Genomic DNA, 22,427 nt, shown 5'->3' with positions numbered 1-22,427 from the left:
CACTGAAAAAAAACAGCCATGCCAACACTTTGAAGCGTCTGATAGCACGAAGCCTGGAAGAACCAGGCTCGTACTCTAAGGCATCAGACTAGTGGCAAAAAACCCGCTAATGCGATTTTTTCGACACAATCCGGTGTCTTTTTACTCCACCAAGCTTAGCCGCGGAATTCGCTGCGGCCGTTGTACTTGGCTTTGCCACCCAATTGCTCTTCGATACGCAGCAGTTGGTTGTACTTGGAAACGCGGTCGGAACGGCACAGCGAACCGGTCTTGATCTGGCCTGCCGAAGTGCCCACAGCCAGGTCGGCAATGGTCGAATCTTCGGTTTCGCCGGAGCGGTGCGAGATCACGGCAGTGTAGCCAGCGGCCTTGGCCATCTGGATCGCTTCCAGGGTCTCGGTCAGGGTGCCGATCTGGTTGAACTTGATCAGGATCGAGTTGGCGATCTTTTTATCGATGCCTTCTTTCAGGATCTTGGTGTTGGTCACGAACAGGTCGTCGCCCACCAGTTGGGTCTTCTCGCCGATCTTGTCGGTGAGGATCTTCCAGCCAGCCCAGTCGGACTCGTCCAAGCCGTCTTCGATCGAGATGATCGGATAACGCTCGGTCAGGCCTTTGAGGTAGTCAGCGAAACCTTCAGCGGTGAACACCTGGCCTTCGCCGGACAGGTTGTACTTGCCGTCTTCGTAGAATTCGCTCGCCGCGCAGTCCAGTGCCAGGGTCACGTCGGTGCCCAGGGTGTAACCGGCGTTGGCTACGGCTTCGGAGATGACTTTCAAAGCGTCTTCGTTGGAAGCCAGGTTTGGCGCGAAACCACCTTCGTCACCCACTGCAGTGCTCAGGCCACGGGCCTTCAGTACAGCCTTGAGGTGATGGAAAATCTCGGTGCCCATGCGCAGGCCTTCCGAGAAAGACTTGGCGCCAACCGGCTGCACCATGAATTCCTGGATGTCGACGTTGTTATCAGCGTGCTCGCCACCGTTGATGATGTTCATCATCGGCACCGGCATCGAGTAGACACCCGGGGTACCGTTCAGGTTAGCGATGTGGGCGTACAGCGGCAGATCCTGATCGTGGGCTGCTGCCTTGGCCGCAGCCAGGGAGACGGCGAGGATCGCGTTGGCGCCCAGGCTGCCTTTGTTCTCGGTACCGTCGAGCTCGATCATGATGCGGTCGAGGGCTTTCTGGTCAACCGGGTCTTTACCCAGCAGGGCGGTGCGAATCGGGCCATTGATGTTGGCTACGGCCTTGAGCACACCTTTGCCCAGGTAACGGCTCTTGTCGCCATCACGCAGCTCGAGCGCTTCACGCGAGCCAGTGGAAGCACCGGACGGCGCGCAAGCGCTGCCGATGATGCCGTTATCGAGAAGCACGTCCGCTTCGACGGTGGGGTTGCCACGGGAGTCGAGAACTTCACGACCTTTGATGTCGACGATTTTTGCCATTGTTGTAAACACTCCAAAGTTGACGAAAACGCTGTATACCGATCGATTTATAACTTGTGGGTCACATTACTGTTTGTCGACGCTGACAATCCAGCGCCAACAAGACACAGAAGCCCAGGTAACGCAGCTTCTGCGTTGGAAAACTTTCAGCCAATCATCCAGCAACGGCCAGCGGCGTAATCGCGGCAACCCACGGGCCTTGGCAGCCCATGGGTCACATCGCGAATTCACGCCTTGGCGCGTCAGGCTTTTTTCTGGTGCTGAGTCAATGCTGCCTTGACGAAACCGCTGAACAGCGGGTGGCCGTCACGCGGAGTCGAGGTGAACTCCGGGTGGAACTGGCAAGCGACGAACCATGGATGATCCGGTGCTTCAACCACTTCAACCAGGGCGCCATCGCCGGAACGACCGGAGATTTTCAGGCCGGCTTCGATCAGCTGTGGCAGCAGATTGTTGTTCACTTCATAGCGATGACGATGACGCTCGACGATCACGTCCTTGGCATAGCAATCGTGAACCAGCGAGCCTGCTTCCAGCAGGCAGTCCTGGGCACCCAGACGCATGGTGCCGCCCAGATCGGAGGACTCGGTGCGGGTTTCAACAGCGCCGGTGGCATCTTCCCACTCGGTGATCAGGCCCACGACCGGGTGACCGCTGGCGCGATCGAACTCGGTGGAGTTGGCGTCTTTCCAACCCAGCACGTTACGGGCGAACTCGATGACCGCCACTTGCATGCCCAGGCAGATACCCAGGTACGGCACTTTGTTTTCGCGAGCGTACTGCACGGCGGTGATCTTGCCTTCCACGCCACGCAGGCCAAAACCGCCTGGTACCAGGATCGCATCGACACCTTCGAGCAGCGCAGTGCCCTGGTTCTCGATGTCTTCGGAGTCGATGTAGCGCAGGTTGACCTTGGTCCGGTTGCTGATGCCGGCGTGGCTCATCGCTTCGATCAGCGACTTGTACGCGTCCAGCAACTCCATGTACTTGCCGACCATGGCGATGGTGACTTCGTGTTCCGGGTTCAGCTTGGCATCGACCACCGCTTCCCACTCGGACAGGTCGGCGCTATCGCATTGCAGGCCAAAACGCTCGACGACAAAATCATCCAGGCCCTGGGAGTGCAGGATGCCCGGGATCTTGTAGATGGTGTCGGCGTCTTCCAGGGCAATCACCGCACGTTCTTCAACGTTGGTGAACTGCGCGATCTTGCGACGCGAAGACAGGTCGATCGGGTGATCGGAACGGCAGACCAGCACGTCCGGCTGCAGGCCGATGGAACGCAGTTCCTTGACCGAATGCTGGGTTGGCTTGGTCTTGGTTTCGCCTGCGGTGGCGATGTACGGTACCAGCGTCAGGTGCATCAGCATCGCGCGCTTGGCGCCGACTTCGAAACGCAATTGACGGATGGCTTCCAGGAACGGTTGCGACTCGATGTCACCCACGGTGCCACCGATCTCGACCATCGCCACGTCAGCGTCGCCAGCACCCTTGATGATGCGGCGCTTGATTTCGTCGGTGATGTGCGGAATCACCTGGATGGTTGCACCCAGGTAATCACCACGGCGCTCTTTGCGCAGCACGTGCTCGTAGACACGGCCAGTGGTGAAGTTGTTGTTCTGGGTCATGGTCGTGCGGATGAACCGCTCGTAGTGGCCCAGGTCCAGGTCGGTCTCGGCGCCGTCGTGAGTGACGAACACTTCACCGTGCTGGAACGGGCTCATGGTGCCCGGGTCGACGTTGATGTACGGGTCCAGCTTGAGCATGGTGACCTTAAGTCCCCGCGCCTCCAGGATGGCCGCCAATGATGCCGATGCAATGCCTTTCCCCAATGAAGAAACAACACCGCCCGTGACGAATATGTAGCGCGTCATGAAAAACCCTAGAAGTCTGCGTTAAAGCGGTCAGTGCCGCCGGGGAAAGCGAAGGAAGGCCGAAGCCCCCGATCACCTGCATTAATTACAGTGCATCTTTCAAAAAAACCGCCGCGTTGGGACAGACCGGTAGATGAATCACCAGTAGGTTGCTCGCTACACATTTTTTGGAATCGCCCAGCAAAGACTGCTTGGTAATCGGCAACTCCTGCAATTCAGGCGAATCCACAGAAGTTGTATCAAGAAGGGAGCGTAGTCTACCGGAAAGCCCCTTTCAGCTCAAACCTTGATCGTTGATTACTGGCTGCCATCGTAAAACCAGGTTTGCCCCCGCACTGACGTCCAGCCCGGGCAGGTTGGCCACGGCGATCAGTTGCTCATCGCAGTACAGCAGCGGCAATCTGCCACGGGCAAACAACGGCACCTGACGCTCATTGAGCAAGCGCTTGAGGTCACGGTGGCCACGACCGGGCAACTGCATGATTTCCCCGCCCTGGCGGTAGCGCACGCTGAGCAGGCCTTGCGGGGCTTCACCCGCCAGGCTGAGCCGGCCATTGCCGGGCAGTGCCAGTTCAACTGATGGATCAGCCCAGGGCACTGTACCCGTGAGCGCGGGCAGCCCCGCGCCGGACAACCACCAGACTCGCCCATTGGCCCGATGCAGCTCGCCATCTGCCAGGCGCCAGATCGGCCGGGCATCCGCCGCGGCATTCCGCAGGCTGTCCCAACCCGACCAATGGTCAGTGTCTGGCAGCCGAGTCAGCGTTGCCAACCAATGCCCCAAGGCGTTGCGCTGGCGAGCCGCGGACAGCCCGGCCAGCACCGCCAGGTCCAGCGACGGTTGCCCCAGCCAGGCAAATTCATGGGCAGTGGCAGCCTGGGCCAGGTCCATCTGGGCCAACTCATCAAGCAAGCCCTGAGCCTCGCGCAGATGGCCGGCACTGCGGGCCAGGGTGGCGGCAGCCTGGGGCCAGCGGCAACTGAGCACGGGGAAAACCTGCTGGCGCAGGTAATTGCGGGAAAACTGCTGGTCGCCGTTCGAGGGGTCCTCGACCCAGCGCAACTGATGCGCCCGGGCGTACGCCTCAAGCTCGGCCCGTGGCACATCCAACAACGGCCGCACCAGACTCCCGCGTCCCAAGGCACGATGGCCCGGCATTGCCGACAAGCCCCTGACCCCCGCGCCCCTTAACAGACGAAACATCAGGGTCTCAGCCTGATCGTCGCGGTGCTGGGCCGTCAGCAACAGCTCACCGGCCTCAGTCACCTGGATAAAGGCGGCATAACGCGCCTCGCGGGCGGCTCGCTCCAGGCTGGCACCCGCCTGGACCTGCACCCGAATCACCGCCAGCGGCACGTCCAACTCGTCACACACGGCCTGACAATGCTGCGGCCATGCATCAGCCGCAGCCTGCAGGCCGTGATGCACGTGGACAGCGTGGAGTTTTGGCAGGTCCTGGCTTTGAGCCAGTTGCGCCAGGAGGTGCAGCAGCACGGTGGAGTCAAGGCCACCGGAGAAGGCGATACGCCAGGTCGGTGCGTTGCGCCAGGGGGTCAGGTTCAACAGCAGTCTTGCAGATAGATCCGTGAGCTGGCGCATAACGATCACTTCGCACACATCAAAGGTGGGAGCGAGCCTGCTCGCGAAAAAAGCCAGCCAACACTGAGGTTGACTGTAGCTCCGTCATCGCGAGCAGGCTCGCCCCTACAATGATCTCGCGTCAGATCACAGACCGTAGCTCATCAGGCGCTCGTAACGACGGGCCAGCAGCGCGTCGTTGTCGAATTTCTTGAGCATCTGCAGTTGCGCGACCAGTTCGCCACGGATCGAGGCAGCCGCAGCGGCTGGATCACGGTGGGCGCCGCCCAATGGCTCGCCGATCACTTTATCGACGATACCCAGGCCCTTGAGGCGCTCGGCGGTGATGCCCATCGCTTCGGCAGCATCCGGGGCCTTTTCCGCGGTTTTCCACAGGATCGAGGCACACCCTTCCGGCGAGATCACCGCGTAGGTCGAATACTGCAGCATGTTCAACTGATCGCAGACACCAATGGCCAGTGCACCACCGGAACCACCCTCACCGATCACGGTGGCGATGATTGGGGTTTTCAGGCGGGACATGACCCGCAGGTTCCAGGCAATGGCCTCGCTCTGGTTGCGCTCTTCGGCGTCGATCCCCGGGTAGGCGCCCGGCGTGTCGATGAAGGTCAGGATCGGCATTTTGAAGCGCTCAGCCATTTCCATCAGGCGGCACGCCTTGCGGTAGCCTTCCGGGCGCGGCATGCCGAAGTTGCGGCGAACCTTCTCGCGCACTTCACGGCCTTTCTGGTGACCGATCACCATTACTGGCTGGTCGTCCAGACGGGCTACACCGCCAACAATCGCCGCGTCATCGGAGAAGTGACGGTCGCCGTGCAGTTCATCGAACTCGGTGAAGATGTGCTGGATGTAGTCCAGGGTGTAGGGACGACGCGGATGACGCGCCAGACGAGCGATCTGCCAGCTGGTCAGCTTGCCGAAGATGTCTTCGGTCAGCGTGCTGCTCTTGTCCTGCAGGCGCGAGATCTCATCGCCGATATTCAGCGAATTGTCATTACCGACCAAGCGCAACTCTTCGATCTTGGCTTGCAGGTCGGCGATCGGCTGTTCGAAATCTAGAAAATTCGGGTTCATAGGCGTCCGTCTTGGGTCGACGTCCAAGTGAGCTTGGGTCGGCCGGTTGTCTATTCGCGCCCTACCTTAAGGGACAGGCGCGTTCAGGTCGAGATTAAAAATTCGGGTCATGGCCAGGGCGCTTCAAGGGCCCCTGACCGTCAACGGTATTGGAGGAAGACGTTGTCTCGCCCGAACTGGTCACGCAGGGCTTGAATCAAGCTGTCTGCCGGATCGATTCGCCAGGTCTCGCCAAATTGCAGCAAGGCCTTCGCATCGGGGCTGGTGTACTCCATGGTGATGGGGCAGGCGCCACGATGACGCTTGAACAACTCCCCCAGCCAGCGCAACTGATCGCCCTTGAGGTCCTGGGTCTGCACCTTCAGGCGCAGGCTTTCGGCCAGGTTGGTGCGCGCATCTTCCATGCTCATCACCCGCTTGACCCGTAGCCGCAGGCCACCGGAGAAGTCGTCATTGCTGACTTCGCCCTCGACCACCACCATCGCGTCGGTTTGCAGCAGCGATTGCGCGGAATGGAACGCCTCGGCGAACAGCGACGCCTCGATCCGACCCGAACGGTCGTCGAGGGTGATAAAGCCCATCTTGTCGCCCTTTTTGTTCTTCATCACCCGCAGGGCGATGATCATGCCGGCGACAGTCTGGGTGTCGCGAGCCGGCTTCAGGTCGATGATGCGCTGGCGGGCAAAACGGCGGATTTCACCTTCATATTCGTCAATCGGGTGACCGGTCAGGTACAGCCCCAGGGTGTCTTTTTCACCTTTCAGGCGTTCCTTGAGCGTCAGCTCCTTGGCTTTGCGGTGATTGGCGTAGACGTCCGCGTCTTCTTCGACAAACAGTCCGCCGAAGAGGTCGGCGTGCCCGCTGTCGTGGGTCCGCGCCGTCTGCTCCGCCGCCTTGATCGCCTCTTCCATGGCCGTCAGCAGCACCGCGCGGTTACGGTCGATGTTGGCTTGGTAGGCTTTGGTCTCATCAAAGAAGTACGGACCCAGGCGGTCCAGCGCGCCGCTGCGGATCAGGCCGTCGAGGGTGCGCTTGTTGATTCGCTTGAGGTCGACCCGCGCGCAGAAATCGAACAGGTCCTGGAACGGCCCATCCTGACGCGCCTCGGTAATCGCCTCGACCGGCCCTTCGCCCACGCCCTTGATCGCGCCCAGGCCGTAGATGATCCGGCCCTCCTCGTTCACCGTGAACTTGAACTCCGAAGTATTCACGTCCGGCGCGTCGAGACGCAGCTTCATGGTCCGCACTTCCTCGATCAAGGTCACGACCTTGTCGGTGTTGTGCATATCTGCCGAGAGTACCGCGGCCATGAACGGCGCCGGGTAGTGGGCTTTCAGCCAGGCCGTCTGGTAAGACACCAGGCCGTAGGCAGCGGAGTGGGATTTGTTGAAGCCGTAACCGGCGAATTTCTCCACCAGATCGAAGATGTTACCCGCAAGGTCAGCGTCGATATTGTTGGTGGCGCAACCTTCGATGAAACCGCCACGTTGCTTGGCCATCTCTTCGGGTTTTTTCTTACCCATAGCCCGACGCAGCATGTCCGCACCGCCGAGGGTGTAGCCGGCCATGACCTGGGCGATCTGCATCACCTGTTCTTGATACAGGATGATGCCGTAGGTCGGTGCCAGTACGGGCTTGAGGCCCTCGTACTGGTAGTCGGAGTGCGGGTACGCCAGCTCGGCGCGACCGTGCTTACGGTTGATAAAGTCGTCTACCATGCCCGATTGCAACGGGCCGGGACGGAACAGCGCCACCAGTGCGATCAAGTCTTCCAGGCAGTCGGGCTTGAGCTTTTTGATCAGCTCCTTCATGCCGCGCGACTCGAGCTGGAACACCGCGGTGGTCTCGGCCTTTTGCAGCAAGCTGTAGGTCGGCTTGTCGTCCAGCGGGATAAAGGCGATATCCAGCGGCGGCTCATCGACCTTGGCACGGTCGCGGTTGATGGTTTTCAGCGCCCAGTCGATGATCGTCAGGGTCCGCAGACCGAGGAAGTCGAACTTCACCAGGCCGGCCGCCTCGACGTCATCCTTGTCGAACTGGGTGACCAGGCCGCCACCCTCTTCATCGCAATAGATCGGCGAGAAGTCGGTCAGCTTGGTGGGTGCGATCACCACACCACCGGCGTGCTTGCCGACGTTACGCACAACACCTTCGAGTTTGCGCGCCATCTCCCAGATTTCCGCCGCCTCTTCATCGACCTTGATGAAGTCGCGCAGGATCTCTTCCTGCTCGTAGGCTTTTTCCAGGGTCATGCCGACTTCGAAGGGAATCATCTTCGACAGGCGATCCGCCAGGCCGTAGGACTTGCCCTGGACCCGCGCCACGTCGCGCACCACCGCCTTGGCGGCCATGGAACCGAAGGTGATGATCTGGCTAACCGCGTTGCGCCCGTATTTCTCGGCCACGTACTCGATGACCCGGTCACGACCGTCCATGCAGAAGTCGACGTCGAAGTCGGGCATGGAGACCCGTTCCGGGTTGAGGAAACGTTCGAACAGCAGGTCGTATTCCAGCGGGTCGAGGTCGGTGATTTTCTGTACATAGGCCACCAGCGAGCCGGCACCCGACCCCCGGCCCGGCCCCACCGGAACCCCGTTGCTCTTGGCCCACTGGATAAAGTCCATCACGATCAGGAAGTAACCGGGGAACCCCATCTGGATAATGATATCCAGCTCGAAATTCAGCCGGTCGACGTAGACCTGGCGCTTGGCCTCGTAGTCCTCGGTGGTGTCCTTGGGCAGCAGCACGCTCAAGCGCTCTTCAAGCCCGTCGAAGGACACCTTGCGGAAATACTCGTCGATGGTCATGCCATCGGGAATCGGGAAGTTGGGCAGGAAGTGCTTGCCCAGTTTTACATCGATATTGCAGCGCTTGGCGATCTCGACCGTGTTCTGCACGGCATCGGGCAAGTCGCTGAACAGCTCAAGCATTTCCTCAGCACTCTTGAGGTATTGCTGGTCGCTGTAGTTCTTCGAGCGCCGGGGATCGTCGAGTGCCCGGCCTTCACCGATGCACACCCGGGTTTCGTGGGCGGCGAAGTCTTCCTGCTTGATGAATCGCACGTCGTTGGTAGCCACCAGCGGCGCGCCAATCTTGTCGGCCAGGGCCACGGCTGCGTGCAGTTGCTCTTCATCGTTGGGACGGTTGGTACGCTGGATTTCCAGGTAAAAACGGTCCGGGAACACCGCCATCCACTCGCGAGCCAGGGTTTCGGCTTCGTCCGGGTTGCCGCCGAGCAGGGCCATGCCGATCTCGCCCTCCTTGGCTGCCGAGAGCATGATCAAGCCTTCGTTGGCCTCTGCCACCCATTCGCGCTCGATGATGACCTGGCCATTGCGCTGGCCATCGATGAAGCCGCGGGAAATCAGCTCGGTGAGATTGCGATAACCGACCGCATTCATCGCCAGGAAGCTGATCCGGCTCAACGCGTTGTCCGGGTCCTTGTTCGACAACCACAGGTCGGCGCCGCAGATCGGCTTGATCCCCGCACCCATGGAGTTTTTGTAGAACTTGACCAGGGAACACATGTTGTTCTGGTCGGTGACCGCTACGGCCGGCATGTTCATGCCGACCAGGGTCTTGACCAGCGGCTTGATCCGCACCAGACCGTCGACCAGGGAGTATTCAGTGTGCAGGCGTAGGTGAACGAATGAAGCCGGCATAGTGATCCTGCTAATAACGTGGAGACAACAAGGCCCGGATTGTACCGGGCCTTGGCAAAAACATCAGCTTGGACTAGCGCTCAAGCAGCCCTTCGCGAGCCTCGTAAGCCTGCCGCACCGGCGCGAACGAACGCCGGTGAATCGGGGTCGGGCCCAGGCGCGCCAGGGCTTCCAGGTGCACTGGAGTCGGATAACCTTTGTGGCCGCCGATGCCATACCCCGGGTAAATCAATTCAAAGGCGGCCATTTCGCGGTCGCGGCTGACTTTGGCCAGGATCGACGCCGCGGCAATCGCCGGGACCTTGCTATCGCCCTTGACCACCGCTTCCGCCGGCATGGCCAGCTTGGGGCAGCGGTTACCGTCGATCATCGCCAGTTTTGGCTGGATGTGCAGGCCTTCGACGGCGCGCTGCATCGCCAGCATGGTGGCATGGAGAATGTTCAACTCGTCGATTTCTTCGATTTCAGCGCGAGCGATACACCAGCTCAGGGCTTTTTCACAGATTTCGTCGTAGAGCTTTTCGCGGCGAGCTTCAGTGAGCTTCTTCGAGTCATTGAGGCCGAGGATCGGGCGCAGCGGATCGAGGATCACCGCCGCCGTCACCACCGCGCCACAGAGTGGACCGCGCCCTACTTCATCGACTCCGGCGACCAGCGCTTGCGCATCCGCGACAAGGTTGAAATCCAGGCCCATTTGCATCTTTACCGTAGTCATTGTGGTGCGCCGATCAAATTGAGGACCGCGTCAGCAGCCTGGTTCGAGGCATCGCGGCGCAGGGTCCGGTGGATCTGGTCAAAACCGATGGTTTGCTCTTCGCCGCCATCGATCAGCGGCGACAGGGTCAGCGCCAACGCCTCGGGCGTCGCATCGTCCTGCAGCAACTCGGGCACCAGCAGACGCTGGGCCAGCAAGTTCGGCAAGGAGATGTAGGGGCTTTTCACCATGCGCTTGAGAATCCAGTAGGTCAGTGGCGCCAGGCGATAGGCCACGACCATCGGCCGCTTGTACAACAAAGCCTCCAGCGTCGCAGTCCCCGAGGCGATCAGGACCGCGTCGCAGGCGGCCAGCGCCAGGTGCGAGCGCCCGTCCAGCAGGGTGACCGGCAAATCACGGCCAGCCAGCAGCTCTTCGAGCTGCACCCGCCGCTCAGGGTTGGCACACGGGATGACAAACCGCACCCCGGGGCGCATGGCCCGCAACCGCTGGGCGGCATCGAGGAACAAGCTGCCCAGGCGCCCGACTTCACCGCCCCGGCTGCCCGGCATCAGGGCGACCAGAGGGCCGTCCGGCAGGCCCAGCTCGGCGCGCGCTGCGGCGCGGTCGGCTTCCAGCGGAATGGCATCGGCCAGGGTGTGGCCGACAAACCGCACCGGCACGCCTTTCTCTTCGTAGAACCGGGCTTCGAACGGCAGCAGCGTGAGCATCAAGTCGCAGCCTTCGCGGATTTTCAGCACACGCTTCTGCCGCCAGGCCCAGACCGAAGGGCTGACGTAGTGCACGGTCTTGATCCCGGCCTGGCGCAGCTTGAGTTCGATATTGAGGGTGAAATCTGGCGCATCGATGCCGATAAACACGTCTGGCTTTTCGGCGATCAAGGTCTTGATCAGCTTCTTGCGCCGAGCCAACAGTTCACGCAAGCGCCCCAGGACTTCCACCAACCCCATGACCGACAAGCGCTCCATGGGAAAATAGGACGTCAGGCCTTCAGCCTGCATGAGCGGGCCACCGACACCGATGAACTCGACCGCTGGGTGGCGAGCCTTGAGCGCACGCATCAAGCCCGCGCCCAGGATGTCGCCGGAAGCTTCGCCCGCCACCAGCGCTATACGCAGATTAGCCATGGTTAGCGGGTGATGCCGCGGGTCGAAGACTGGATCGAGTCACGGAACACTGCAACTTCCGGAAACTGCGCCGAAGGCTCGACCAGCTCAGCCAATGCCTGCTCCACGGTCAAGCCCTGGCGGTAGACCACTTTGTAGGCGCGACGCAGGGCATGGATAGCTTCTTCGCTGAACCCACGACGGCGCATGCCCTCGAAGTTCATGCTGCGCGCTTCGGCCGGGTTGCCGAACACCGTGACATAGGCCGGCACATCCTTGCCGATGGCCGTGCCCATGCCGGAGAAGCTGTGGGCACCAATGTGGCAATACTGATGAACCAGGGTGAATCCGGAGAGGATCGCCCAGTCGGCCACGTGTACATGCCCGGCCAACGCGGTGTTGTTGACCAGGATGCAGTGGTTGCCGATGACGCTGTCGTGGCCGATGTGGGCATAGGCCATGATCAGGTTGTGATCGCCCAGGGTGGTTTCCGAGCGGTCCTGGATGGTCCCACGGTGAATCGTCACCCCTTCACGGATAACGTTGTGGTCACCGATCACCAGCCGCGTCTCTTCCCCCTTGTACTTCAGGTCAGGGGTGTCCTCACCGATCGAGGAGAACTGATAGATGCGGTTGTGCTTGCCAATCCGGGTCGGCCCCTTGAGCACCACGTGCGGGCCGATCACTGTTCCCTCGCCGATTTCCACACCTGCGCCGACGATCGACCAAGGGCCGACCTCAACGCCCTCAGCCAGTACGGCTGTCGGATCGATGATTGCGCGAGGGTCAATCAAACTCATACTTTTTGTTCCGCACAGATGATCTCGGCCGAGCACACGGGCTTGCCATCCACCGAAGCCTGGCATTCAAACTTCCAGATCTTGCGCTTGCAGCTGATGAAGGTGGCTTCGAGGATCAACTGATCGCCCGGCTTGACCGGCTGACGGAAGCGTAGCTTGTCGGAGCCGACAAAGTAGTAAAGCGTGCCATCGGCAGGCTTGACGTCGAGCATTTTGAAACCAAGGATTCCGGCAGCCTGGGCCATCGCTTCGATGATCAATACGCCCGGCATGATTGGATGCGCGGGGAAGTGACCGTTGAAGAACGGCTCGTTGATGCTGACATTCTTGTAGGCACGAATGCGCTTTTCCTCAACATTGAGGTCCACTACGCGGTCCACGAGCAGGAACGGGTAACGGTGAGGCAGGTATTCGCGAATCTCGTTGATGTCCATCATTTCGGGGGGAAGCCTATGTAAAGATTGGGAACGCGCGACTGATGCACGCTCCTCTAGCAAATCAAGGAGGCAGTCTAACGGCTGTGCACGCTTGATATGGAAATGGTATCAGCCATCTGATGAAGCATTACCACCAGGGGTCACTTCACCTACCTGCTTTTCCAGCTGGCGCAGGCGTCGCGCGATGTCATCGAGCTGACGGATGCGTGCCGCGCTTTTGCGCCACTCGGCGGCCGGCTGCATGGCCGTACCGGAAGAATAGGCGCCCGGCTCGGTAATCGAGTGGGTAACCATGGTCATTCCGGTCAGGAATACGTTGTCGCAGATCTCGATGTGCCCCACCAGCCCTACACCGCCGGCCAGCATGCAATGCTTGCCGATCTTGGTGCTGCCGGAAATGCCTACGCACGCTGCCATGGCGGTGTGATCACCGACCTGCACGTTGTGCGCGATCTGAATCTGGTTGTCCAGCTTCACCCCATTGCCGAGGATGGTGTCAGCCAAGGCGCCACGGTCGATAGCGGTATTCACGCCAATCTCCACGTCATCACCGACCAGCACCCCACCGACCTGGGCAATTTTCTGCCAGATGCCCTTTTCGTTGGCGAAACCAAACCCTTCACCGCCGAGCACCGCACCGGACTGAATGACCACCCGCTTGCCAATGCGCACGTCGTGGTACAGCGTCACTCGCGGGGCCAACCAGCCACCTTCACCGATCTCGCTACGGGCACCGATGAAGCAATGGGCGCCGACCGTGACACCGGCAGCAATCCGGGCACCGCTCTCGATCACCGCAAACGCACCGATGCTCGCCGCCGGGTCAACCACCGCGTCCGCCGCGATGACTGCCGTCGGATGGATACCGGCAGCCGCCTTGGGCTTGGGATCGAACAGGTGGGACACCCGCGCGTACGCCGCGTAAGGATCCGGCACCACCAGCGCATCACCGGCAAAACCTTCGGCGTCAGCGGCCTTCAGCAACACGGCTGCGGCATGGCTGTCGGCCAGGTATTTACGGTATTGGGGGTTTGCCAGAAAGCTCAACTGAGCTGGGCCAGCCTCTTGTAAAGTGGCTAGCCCAGTAATTGTCTTCTCTGGGTCACCACACAATGTGGCGCCCAGGAACTCGGCCAATTGGCCGAGGGTTTTAGTCGCTGTCATGGATTACTTCAGCTGATTCATGCGCTCGATAACCTGGCGGGTGATGTCGTATTGCGGCTTGACATCAATCACTGCGCCACGCTCGAAGACCAGGTCAAAAGCACCTTTCTTGATGACTTCTTCCACAGCGCTGTCCAGTTTCGGCTTGAGCTGCTTGAGCATTTCACGGTCGGCAACGGCCTTGGCTTCGTTCAATTCCTTGGACTGGAACTGGAAGTCGCGGGCCTTTTGCTTGAATTCAAGCTCCAGACGCTCACGCTCGCCCTGGGCCATTTTGTCGCCACCGCTGACCAGACGATCCTGGATGCCTTTGGCACTGCTTTCCAGGGTCTTGAGCTTGCTCAGTTGTGGGCCGAACTTCTTCTCGGCGTCCACTGCGTACTTCTTCGCCGCGTCGGATTCCAGCAGCGCCATCTGGTAGTTCAGTACCGCGATTTTCATGTCGGCAAATGCCGGGGTCGCTACCAGGACAGTTGCCAGGAGAACCAATTGAGTCAACTTACGCACGATGCACTCCTACAAAATCCATTGTCGTTGTCTTGGGGCAGACGCTTAGAACGTCTGACCGAGGGAAAATTGGAACACTTGGGTTTCAGCGTTATCCGGTTCTTTCACCGGCATGGCCAGAGCAAAGCTCAAAGGACCCAATGCGGTAACCCAGGTCACGCCAATACCCACGGAGCTGGCCAGGTTGCTGAGGCTGACGTCGTTGCACTGTGTTTGGGACTTAGAACCATTGCTGTTGATGGTCTGCTCGCACTTGGAGTCGAATACGTTACCGACATCCCAGAACACGGAAGTACGTAGCGAACGTTGATCCTTGACGAATGGCAGCGGGAACAGCAGCTCGGCACCACCCTGGATCAGGACGTTACCACCAAACGGCAGCGGATCGTTGTCCGGGTCGGCAACCGTACCTTGGTTCCCCGTTTCCTTAACACCACGACTCGGGGTACTGCGAGGACCCAAGGTACTGTCCTTGAAGCCACGAACCGAGTTGAAACCACCAGCATAGTAGTTTTCGTAGAATGGCAAGCCATCGGTCGAGCCGTAGCCGTCACCGTAGCCCAACTCGGTATGCAGGCGCACGGTGTAGTTATCGGTCAATGGCTGGAACAACTGGCCACGGTAGTCGAGCTTGAAGAACGACAGGTCGCTGCCCGGCACCGTGGTTTCCAGGGTCACGCTCTGGGAGTGACCACGGGTGGCCAATACGCCTTTGTTCAGGGTCGACTCGGACCAACCGGCCGAAGCCTTGAAGTTCAGGTACTGGTCGCCTTCACGGTTAACGAAGTCGAAGATCTCGTCGACGGTGTACTGGCCGGTCTTGATCTTGTCTTGCTGTGCGTTCAGACCAAAGGTCAGGCGCGAAGTCTCGCTGATCGGGTAACCCACGCTGACACCGGCACCCAGGCTGTCCACGGCGTAGCTGGAAACGTCGGTATCGAGCTCATCGTAGTCAGTGGTGCGGTAGAACGCGTTGTAACCCAGGCTCACGCCATCGGCTGTCCAGTAGGGGTCCACGTAGCCGAAGTTGTAGCGGCTCTGGTATTCACTGCGGGTCAAACCGATGCTGACCTTGTTACCGGTACCCAGGAAGTTGTTCTGGGTGATCGAACCACCGAGGATCAGGCCGGCGCTCTGGGCAAAACCGACGCTGGCAGTGATGGAACCGGATGCTTGTTCTTCAACGCTGTAGTTGACGTCTACCTGGTCATCGACACCCGGCACGGCCGGCGTCTCGACGTTGACTTCCTTGAAGAAGCCCAGGCGCTCCAGGCGGGTCTTGGACTGGTCGATCAAGTAGGTCGAAGCCCAGCCACCTTCCATCTGGCGCATTTCACGACGCAGCACTTCGTCTTCGGACTTGGTGTTGCCACGGAAGTTGATACGGTTCACGTAGGCACGTTTGCCCGGATCGACCACGAAGGTGATATCGACCGTGTGGTCTTCGTCGTGCGGCTGAGGCACGCCGTTGACGTTGGCGAAGGTGTAGCCCTCGTTACCCAGGCGACGGGTGATCAGTTCGGAGGTGGTGGTCATCAGCTTGCGCGAGAACACCTGGCCTTTCTGCACCAGCAACAGCGCCTTGACCTGGTCTTCAGGCACTTTCAGGTCGCCACTGAGCTTCACGTCACGAACGTTGTACTTCTGGCCTTCGTTGACGTTGACGGTAATGTAGACGTGCTTCTTGTCCGGGGTGATGGACACCTGGGTCGAAGCGATATCCATGTTGATATAGCCGCGGTCCAGGTAGTAGGAGCGCAGGCGCTCGAGGTCACCGGAGAGTTTTTCACGGGCGTATTTGTCATCGTTCTTGAAGAACGACAACCAGTTGGTGGTCTTGAGTTCGAACAGGTCGATCAGGTCGTCGTCGGGGAAAACCGTGTTGCCCACCACGTTGATGTGCTGGATAGCGGCAACGGTGCCTTCGTTGATGTTGACCTTCAGGCCTACGCGGTTGCGCGGCTGGGGGACCACTTCGGTATCAACGGTGGCCGAGTAGCGGCCTTGAGCCACGTACTGGCGCTGCAGTTCGTTACGCACGCCTTCGAGGGTTGCGCGCTGGAAGATTTCGCCTTCAGCCAGACCGGATTGCTTGAGGCCCTTCATCAGGTCTTCAGTGGAGATCGCCTTGTTGCCTTCGATCTCGATACTGGCGACGGAAGGACGCTCGACCACCGTGATGACCAGGACGTTGCCGTCGCGACCCAACTGGATGTCCTGGAAGAAACCGGTTTTGAACAGCGCACGAGTGGATTCGACCAGGCGACGATCATCCGCCTGCTCACCGACGTTCAACGGCAAGGCACCAAAGACGCTACCGGCGGAAACCCGCTGGAGGCCGTTGACGCGAATATCGGAGATAGTGAAGGACTCGGCGTGAACTTCGGCGATCATCAATACGGTGAGAACCGCAGTTAGCAGCAGACGTTTCATGAAGTCCTTTCTTATTCCAACTGGCAATAAAAACTGCCGCAAAATGCGGCAGATTCGCAATTCAGCGAAGCGTTACAGTCGACCCAGATCGTTGACCAAGGCAAGCAACATCACCCCGACCACCAAACTGATACCGATCTGTATCCCCCAACCTTGCACCCGATCCGACAAGGGACGACCACGCGCCCACTCGATCAGATAAAACAACAAATGCCCCCCATCCAGTACAGGAATGGGCAACAAATTCAGAACCCCCAGGCTAATACTCAGATAAGCAAGGAAATTCAGGAAATCAGCGACGCCCGACTGGGCAGAAGCGCCCGCCACTTTAGCAATGGTTATCGGTCCACTCAAGTTTTTTACCGAGAGCTCGCCGAACAACATTTTCTTCAGCGAATCGAGGGTCAGCACACTCATGGTCCAGGTGCGCCGCGCCCCTTCGCCAATGGCCGCTACAGGACCGAAGCTGACCTCACGAATCATCGTTGGTGGCCAATCGACAGCTTTCACCCCCGCCCCCAGGTAACCGGTGGCGGCCTTGCCGTCACCTCGGACCGCCAGGGTCACAGGGACGTCGATTTGAGCACCGTCGCGCTCGACCTGCAGCACAATTTTGGTTTCAGGACGTACACGCACCCAATCAACCACTTGCTGCCAATCCGTCAGCGCCTGGCCATCGAGCTTCAACAGCCGGTCGCCGGTTTTCAGGCCTGCCGCCTGGGCCGGCCCCTTGGGATCGAGCTCAGCCAGGACCGGCGGCAAGGCCGGACGCCATGGACGAATGCCGAGGGAGCGAATCGGATCAGGCTCATCGGCGCCCTTGAGCCACTTGTCCAGAATCAGTTCACGGGGGGTATCGGCAGTGGAGCCCTCCTCGCGCACCAACAACTGCACCGCACCACTCTCACCCAGGCGGCGCACCAGTTGCAGATTGACGGCGGCCCAACCGGAAGTGGCCTCACCATCGACGGCGACGATTTCCTGGCCCGGGCTCAAGCCGGCCTTGGCGGCGATACTGCCGATTTCAACTGCGCCAATCACCGGGCGCACCTGCTCGGTACCGAGCATGGCCAGGACCCAGAAGAACACCAGGGCCAGCAGGAAGTTGGCAATAGGGCCGGCAGCAACGATAGCGATACGCTGGCGAACCGACTTGCGATTGAAGGATTGCTCCAATTGATCAGCCGGCACGTCGCCTTCACGCTCATCGAGCATTTTCACGTAGCCACCCAGCGGGATGGCGGCAATCACAAATTCAGTGCCCTGGCGATCGTGCCAGCGTATCAACGGCATGCCGAAGCCTACGGAAAAACGCAGGACCTTGACGCCACAACGACGCGCGACCCAGAAGTGGCCGAATTCATGGAAGGTGACCAGCACACCCAGGGCTACCAGGGTGCCGACAATCATATAGAGCGCGCTCATCTACTTTCTCCGCAATCCTATTCAGCGCTGGCGCCGGCAAACCTGCCGCAACACCTATCGCCCGTGGCGGCTCAACCAACGCTGCGCCAGTACACGCGCTTTCGCGTCCGCCGTAAACACTGCCTCGAGATCCGCCACAGCCACCACCGGCTCAAGGTTCAATACTTCCTCGATGATACTCGCGATCTCCAGGTAGCGGACACGCCCATCCAGAAAGGCGGCAACCGCCACTTCGTTGGCCGCATTCAACATGGCCGGCGCGCTGTTACCCGCCTCGGCCGCCTGGCGTGCCAGGCGCAGGCACGGGAAACGCTCTTCGTCGGGTGCCTGGAAATCCAGGCGCGCGATAGCAAACAGATCAAGCGGCGCCACACCGGAGTCAATCCGCTCAGGCCAGGCCAGCGCATTGGCGATGGGTGTGCGCATGTCCGGGTTGCCCAACTGGGCCAGCACTGAACCGTCCACGTAGTCGACCAGCGAGTGAATCACGCTCTGCGGGTGGATCACCACTTCGACCTGTGAGGGCTTGGCATCGAACAGCCAGCAGGCCTCGATCAACTCCAGGCCCTTGTTCATCATGCTCGCCGAATCGACCGAAATCTTGCGCCCCATCGACCAGTTGGGATGGGCGCAGGCTTGATCCGGCGTGACATGTGCCAGCTCGGCCAGGGCGGTCTGGCGGAACGGGCCACCCGATGCAGTCAGCAGAATCCGCCGCACCCCGACATTGCCCAGCCCGCGGGAAAAATCCGTAGGCATGCACTGGAAGATCGCATTGTGCTCACTGTCGATCGGCAACAATACCGAACCGCTCTTGTGCACCGCCTGCATGAACAAGGCGCCGGACATCACCAGCGCCTCCTTGTTGGCCAGCAGGATCTTCTTGCCAGCTTCCACTGCCGCCAGGGTCGGGCGCAGTCCTGCCGCACCGACTATCGCCGCCATCACCGCATCCACTTCGGGATCGGCAGCCACCTGGCACAACCCCTCCTCCCCCACCAGCACACGGGTCGGCAGGCCAGCAGCCCGTAGATCGTCCTGCAGACGCCGCGCCGCTTCAGGTTGCGGGACCACGGCAAAACGCGGCACGTGACGGATGCACAAGGCCAGCAACTCACTAAGGCGCGAGAAGCCGCTCAAGGCAAAAACCTGGTAACGCTCCGGGTGGCGAGCGATGACGTCCAGGGTACTCAGGCCTATGGAGCCGGTCGCACCGAGGACGGTGATCTGTTGTGGCCGGCTCACGGTGCGGCCATCCACAACAACACGGCGAACAAGGGGATTGCGGCAGTCAGGCTGTCGATTCGATCCAGCACCCCACCGTGACCCGGCAGCAGGTTACTGCTGTCCTTGATCCCGGCCTGACGCTTGAACATGCTTTCGGTCAGGTCGCCAACCACCGAGATGAACACGATGATAGCCGCGCCGATCAGGCCCATGAGCAACTGGCCCACGCTCCAGTCGCGTACCAGGCCGACGACCAGGGTAATCACCAGGCTCAACAGCAGGCCGCCATACACCCCTTCCCAGCTCTTGCCAGGACTGACCAGCGGCGCCAGCTTGCGCTTGCCGAAGGCCCGGCCGGAGAAGTAAGCGCCGATGTCCGCGCCCCAGACCAGCACCATGACCGCCATGATCAGCCAGTTGCCCAGCGGGTATTGTTTGATCAGCACCAGGCCTTGCCAGGCCGGCAACAGGATCAGCAGGCCGATCACCAGCTTGCAGGCGGCACTCGCCCAATGCTCGCTGGTCTTGGGGTAGGTCAGCACCAGGAAGGTCGCCACGCCCCACCACAGCACGGCTGCGCCCAACACCCAAGGCGCAAGCCCGGGCACCAAATGCAGGACCAGCAGCATCGCGGCTACCACGGCCCCGTAGGCGACACGCATCGACTGCGCCTCGAAGCCCGCCAGGCGCGCCCATTCCCAGGCGCCCAGGGTTACCACCAGGCCGATGAACAGCGCAAAAGCGGAACCTTCGAGCAGGAAAAACCCGCACAGGGCGATTGGCAGCAGGATCAGTGCCGTGATGATTCGTTGTTTAAGCATTAAACCCGGGCTCCAGCTTCGACCTGTTCGCTCGTTTTACCGAAGCGACGTTGGCGAGAAGCGAAATCGGCCAGTGCAGTACGCATGGCTTCGTGTTTGAAGTCCGGCCAGAACAGGTCGGAGAAGTACAACTCGGAATAGGCCATCTGCCACAACAGGAAGTTGCTGATGCGATGCTCGCCACCGGTGCGAATACACAGGTCCGGCAACGGCAGGTCGCCTGTGGACAGGCAGGTCTGCAGCAAATCCGGGGTGATGTCGTCCGGCCGCAGGTGGCCGGCCTGAACTTCTCGCGCCAGACGCTGCGCAGCCTGGGCAATGTCCCACTGACCGCCATAGTTGGCGGCGATTTGCAGGACAAAACGATTGGCCCCGGCCGTCATCGCCTCGGCTTCACGCATGGCTGCCTGAAGCTCCGGATGAAAGCGCGAGCGATCACCAATGATGCGCAAGGAAATGTTGTTATCGTTGAGGCGTTTGGCCTCACGACGCAACGCCTTGAAGAACAGGTCCATCAAGGCACTGACTTCATCGGCCGGGCGCTGCCAGTTTTCACTGGAAAACGCGAACAGGGTCAGGACTTCCACCCCCGATTCCGCGCACACCTCGATTACGGCGCGCACAGCATCGACGCCCGCCTTGTGCCCGGCAACGCCGGGCAAGAAACGTTTTTTTGCCCAGCGATTATTGCCGTCCATGATGATCGCGACATGTCGCGGCACCGTGGACAGCGCAGGCTGCTTGGTCTTTTCCATGAAAGCGCGACCCTTATACGGCCATCAAATCCGCTTCTTTTTGCTTGGTCGCTGCGTCGATTTCGGCCTCAGCCTTGTCGGTCAGCTTCTGGATATCAGCAGCGGCACGACGCTCTTCGTCTTCGCTGATTTCCTTGTCCTTGACCAGTTTCTTCAGGTCGCCCAGTGCATCACGACGAATGTTGCGCACGGCAACACGAGCATCTTCAGCTGCGCTACGCGCCTGCTTGGTGAAGCCCTTGCGGGTTTCTTCAGTCAGAGCAGGCATGGAGATCAACAGCAGCTCGCCCAGGTTCGTCGGGTTGAGGTTCAAACCTGCACTTTGGATCGCCTTGTCGACTGCCGCGAGCATATTGCGCTCAAACGCCACGACCTGAAGGGTCCGGGAGTCTTTTACCGTGATGTTGGCCACTTGGGTGATGGAAGTGTCCGTGCCGTAGTACGGCACCATCACGCTACCCAGGATGCTTGGGTGAGCCTTGCCGGTACGAATCTGACCAAATGCATGGTTCAGAGAGTCCAGCGATTTCTGCATGCGCTCTTGAGCGTCTTTCTTGATTTCGTTGATCATTGTTCGCCTTCCTCGATCAGAGTCCCTTCAGCGCCGCCATGTACGATGTTCAGCAGGGCGCCGGGCTTGTTCATGTTAAATACGCGCAGCGGCATCTTGTGGTCGCGGCACAGGCAGATAGCCGTCAGGTCCATGACACCCAGCTTGCGATCCAGTACTTCATCGTAGGTCAGATGATCGAACTTCTCGGCATGCGGGTCTTTGAATGGGTCTGCGGTGTACACACCGTCAACCTTGGTCGCCTTGAGCACGACGTCGGCATCGATTTCGATCGCGCGCAGGCAGGCGGCCGAATCGGTGGTGAAGAACGGGTTGCCGGTACCGGCCGCGAAGATCACCACTTCCTTGGAGTTGAGGTGACGCATGGCTTTGCGGCGATCGTAGTGATCGGTCACGCCAACCATGGAGATGGCCGACATCACGATGGCCGAGATATTGGCACGTTCCAGCGCATCGCGCATGGCCAGGGCGTTCATCACAGTGGCCAGCATGCCCATGTGGTCGCCAGTGACCCGATCCATGCCGGCCGCACTCAGTGCCGCGCCGCGGAACAGGTTGCCGCCACCAATCACCAGACCGACCTGGACGCCGATACCGACCAGTTGGCCGACTTCCAGCGCCATGCGATCCAGGACCTTTGGGTCGATCCCGAACTCTTCGGAGCCCATCAAGGCCTCGCCGCTAAGCTTGAGTAGAATGCGTTTATAGCGAGCCTGATAACCACTGCCCTGCTGAGCCATTGCGAATCTCTCCTGCGGCGTATTTTAAAAAATTCTGTGCTGGCTGTTTGCAGCCTGCGTTTACTCTAGCT

At 60.2% G+C, this 22,427-nt stretch carries 18 protein-coding genes; all 18 read right to left on the bottom strand.

The annotated features are described in order from the left end of the window. Positions 1-155: 155 nt before the first annotated feature. Positions 156-1,445 carry a phosphopyruvate hydratase gene (gene eno / locus QMK50_RS19450; RefSeq protein WP_095166820.1) on the bottom strand — a complete coding sequence of 430 codons (1,290 nt, stop codon included), beginning with the start codon at positions 1,443-1,445 and terminating at the stop codon, positions 156-158. Between the two features lie 242 nt (positions 1,446-1,687). Next, the gene (locus tag QMK50_RS19445) at positions 1,688-3,319 is read right to left on the bottom strand and encodes a CTP synthase (protein WP_095166818.1); all 1,632 of its coding nucleotides are present in this window, start codon (positions 3,317-3,319) and stop codon (positions 1,688-1,690) included. Between the two features lie 274 nt (positions 3,320-3,593). Continuing rightward, the gene (gene tilS / locus QMK50_RS19440; RefSeq protein WP_320333748.1) at positions 3,594-4,919 is read right to left on the bottom strand and encodes a tRNA lysidine(34) synthetase TilS; all 1,326 of its coding nucleotides are present in this window, start codon (positions 4,917-4,919) and stop codon (positions 3,594-3,596) included. Positions 4,920-5,045: 126 nt separating this feature from the next. Then, on the bottom strand, positions 5,046-5,993 hold the full coding sequence (locus QMK50_RS19435; RefSeq protein WP_095166814.1) for an acetyl-CoA carboxylase carboxyltransferase subunit alpha: 948 nt from the start codon (positions 5,991-5,993) through the stop codon (positions 5,046-5,048). A 140-nt stretch (positions 5,994-6,133) separates the two neighbouring features. Next, complete coding sequence (dnaE, locus tag QMK50_RS19430; protein ID WP_095166812.1) at positions 6,134-9,655, bottom strand: DNA polymerase III subunit alpha; 3,522 nt, start codon at positions 9,653-9,655, stop codon at positions 6,134-6,136. 73 nt (positions 9,656-9,728) lie between these two features. After that, on the bottom strand, positions 9,729-10,355 hold the full coding sequence (gene rnhB, locus QMK50_RS19425) for a ribonuclease HII (RefSeq protein WP_095166810.1): 627 nt from the start codon (positions 10,353-10,355) through the stop codon (positions 9,729-9,731). Between the two features lie 11 nt (positions 10,356-10,366). Further along, the gene (gene lpxB, locus QMK50_RS19420) at positions 10,367-11,497 is read right to left on the bottom strand and encodes a lipid-A-disaccharide synthase (protein ID WP_320333747.1); all 1,131 of its coding nucleotides are present in this window, start codon (positions 11,495-11,497) and stop codon (positions 10,367-10,369) included. A gap of 2 nt (positions 11,498-11,499) precedes the next feature. Continuing rightward, positions 11,500-12,276 carry an acyl-ACP--UDP-N-acetylglucosamine O-acyltransferase gene (gene lpxA, locus QMK50_RS19415; protein ID WP_095166805.1) on the bottom strand — a complete coding sequence of 259 codons (777 nt, stop codon included), beginning with the start codon at positions 12,274-12,276 and terminating at the stop codon, positions 11,500-11,502. Beyond that, positions 12,273-12,713 (bottom strand): 3-hydroxyacyl-ACP dehydratase FabZ, encoded by a 441-nt coding sequence (gene fabZ, locus QMK50_RS19410; protein ID WP_027619040.1) that lies wholly within the window; start codon positions 12,711-12,713, stop codon positions 12,273-12,275. Before fabZ ends, lpxA begins: the two co-directional genes overlap by 4 nt. A gap of 108 nt (positions 12,714-12,821) precedes the next feature. Continuing rightward, positions 12,822-13,877, bottom strand: coding sequence for a UDP-3-O-(3-hydroxymyristoyl)glucosamine N-acyltransferase (gene lpxD, locus QMK50_RS19405; RefSeq protein WP_095166803.1), 1,056 nt, complete (start codon positions 13,875-13,877; stop codon positions 12,822-12,824). 3 nt (positions 13,878-13,880) lie between these two features. Further along, the gene (locus QMK50_RS19400) at positions 13,881-14,384 is read right to left on the bottom strand and encodes an OmpH family outer membrane protein (RefSeq protein WP_095166801.1); all 504 of its coding nucleotides are present in this window, start codon (positions 14,382-14,384) and stop codon (positions 13,881-13,883) included. 45 nt (positions 14,385-14,429) lie between these two features. Then, complete coding sequence (gene bamA, locus QMK50_RS19395) at positions 14,430-16,817, bottom strand: outer membrane protein assembly factor BamA (RefSeq protein WP_320333746.1); 2,388 nt, start codon at positions 16,815-16,817, stop codon at positions 14,430-14,432. Between the two features lie 72 nt (positions 16,818-16,889). Then, the gene (rseP, locus tag QMK50_RS19390) at positions 16,890-18,242 is read right to left on the bottom strand and encodes a sigma E protease regulator RseP (protein ID WP_095166797.1); all 1,353 of its coding nucleotides are present in this window, start codon (positions 18,240-18,242) and stop codon (positions 16,890-16,892) included. 54 nt (positions 18,243-18,296) lie between these two features. Beyond that, positions 18,297-19,487, bottom strand: a complete 1,191-nt coding sequence (ispC, locus tag QMK50_RS19385; RefSeq protein WP_159994035.1) for a 1-deoxy-D-xylulose-5-phosphate reductoisomerase — start codon at positions 19,485-19,487, stop codon at positions 18,297-18,299. Then, positions 19,484-20,290, bottom strand: a complete 807-nt coding sequence (locus tag QMK50_RS19380) for a phosphatidate cytidylyltransferase (protein ID WP_095166793.1) — start codon at positions 20,288-20,290, stop codon at positions 19,484-19,486. The genes ispC and QMK50_RS19380 overlap by 4 nt, the downstream gene beginning before the upstream one ends. Next, positions 20,290-21,045 (bottom strand): polyprenyl diphosphate synthase, encoded by a 756-nt coding sequence (gene uppS / locus QMK50_RS19375; protein ID WP_095166791.1) that lies wholly within the window; start codon positions 21,043-21,045, stop codon positions 20,290-20,292. The genes QMK50_RS19380 and uppS overlap by 1 nt, the downstream gene beginning before the upstream one ends. 13 nt (positions 21,046-21,058) lie before the next feature. Continuing rightward, on the bottom strand, positions 21,059-21,616 hold the full coding sequence (gene frr, locus QMK50_RS19370; RefSeq protein ID WP_095166789.1) for a ribosome recycling factor: 558 nt from the start codon (positions 21,614-21,616) through the stop codon (positions 21,059-21,061). Beyond that, positions 21,613-22,356 carry a UMP kinase gene (pyrH, locus tag QMK50_RS19365; protein ID WP_011059526.1) on the bottom strand — a complete coding sequence of 248 codons (744 nt, stop codon included), beginning with the start codon at positions 22,354-22,356 and terminating at the stop codon, positions 21,613-21,615. Before pyrH ends, frr begins: the two co-directional genes overlap by 4 nt. Between the last annotated feature and the right edge of the window lie 71 nt (positions 22,357-22,427).

The organism is Pseudomonas sp. P5_152 (assembly GCF_033989915.1).
GTDB lineage: Bacteria > Pseudomonadota > Gammaproteobacteria > Pseudomonadales > Pseudomonadaceae > Aquipseudomonas.
This window is presented reverse-complemented; position numbering and strand designations above follow the sequence as displayed.

Bases quoted from the DNA above. Each gene is read 5' to 3' on its own strand.
- lpxB (WP_320333747.1), bottom strand. From the start codon at position 11,497: ATGGCTAATCTGCGTATAGCGCTGGTGGCGGGCGAAGCTTCCGGCGAC.
- QMK50_RS19435 (WP_095166814.1), bottom strand. From the start codon at position 5,993: ATGAACCCGAATTTTCTAGATTTCGAACAGCCGATCGCCGACCTGCAA.
- QMK50_RS19380 (WP_095166793.1), bottom strand. From the start codon at position 20,290: ATGCTTAAACAACGAATCATCACGGCACTGATCCTGCTGCCAATCGCC.
- lpxA (WP_095166805.1), bottom strand. From the start codon at position 12,276: ATGAGTTTGATTGACCCTCGCGCAATCATCGATCCGACAGCCGTACTG.
- QMK50_RS19445 (WP_095166818.1), bottom strand. From the start codon at position 3,319: ATGACGCGCTACATATTCGTCACGGGCGGTGTTGTTTCTTCATTGGGG.
- tilS (WP_320333748.1), bottom strand. From the start codon at position 4,919: ATGCGCCAGCTCACGGATCTATCTGCAAGACTGCTGTTGAACCTGACC.
- rseP (WP_095166797.1), bottom strand. From the start codon at position 18,242: ATGAGCGCGCTCTATATGATTGTCGGCACCCTGGTAGCCCTGGGTGTG.
- pyrH (WP_011059526.1), bottom strand. From the start codon at position 22,356: ATGGCTCAGCAGGGCAGTGGTTATCAGGCTCGCTATAAACGCATTCTA.
- lpxD (WP_095166803.1), bottom strand. From the start codon at position 13,877: ATGACAGCGACTAAAACCCTCGGCCAATTGGCCGAGTTCCTGGGCGCC.
- bamA (WP_320333746.1), bottom strand. From the start codon at position 16,817: ATGAAACGTCTGCTGCTAACTGCGGTTCTCACCGTATTGATGATCGCC.
- eno (WP_095166820.1), bottom strand. From the start codon at position 1,445: ATGGCAAAAATCGTCGACATCAAAGGTCGTGAAGTTCTCGACTCCCGT.
- dnaE (WP_095166812.1), bottom strand. From the start codon at position 9,655: ATGCCGGCTTCATTCGTTCACCTACGCCTGCACACTGAATACTCCCTG.
- uppS (WP_095166791.1), bottom strand. From the start codon at position 21,045: ATGGAAAAGACCAAGCAGCCTGCGCTGTCCACGGTGCCGCGACATGTC.
- frr (WP_095166789.1), bottom strand. From the start codon at position 21,616: ATGATCAACGAAATCAAGAAAGACGCTCAAGAGCGCATGCAGAAATCG.
- fabZ (WP_027619040.1), bottom strand. From the start codon at position 12,713: ATGATGGACATCAACGAGATTCGCGAATACCTGCCTCACCGTTACCCG.
- rnhB (WP_095166810.1), bottom strand. From the start codon at position 10,355: ATGCAAATGGGCCTGGATTTCAACCTTGTCGCGGATGCGCAAGCGCTG.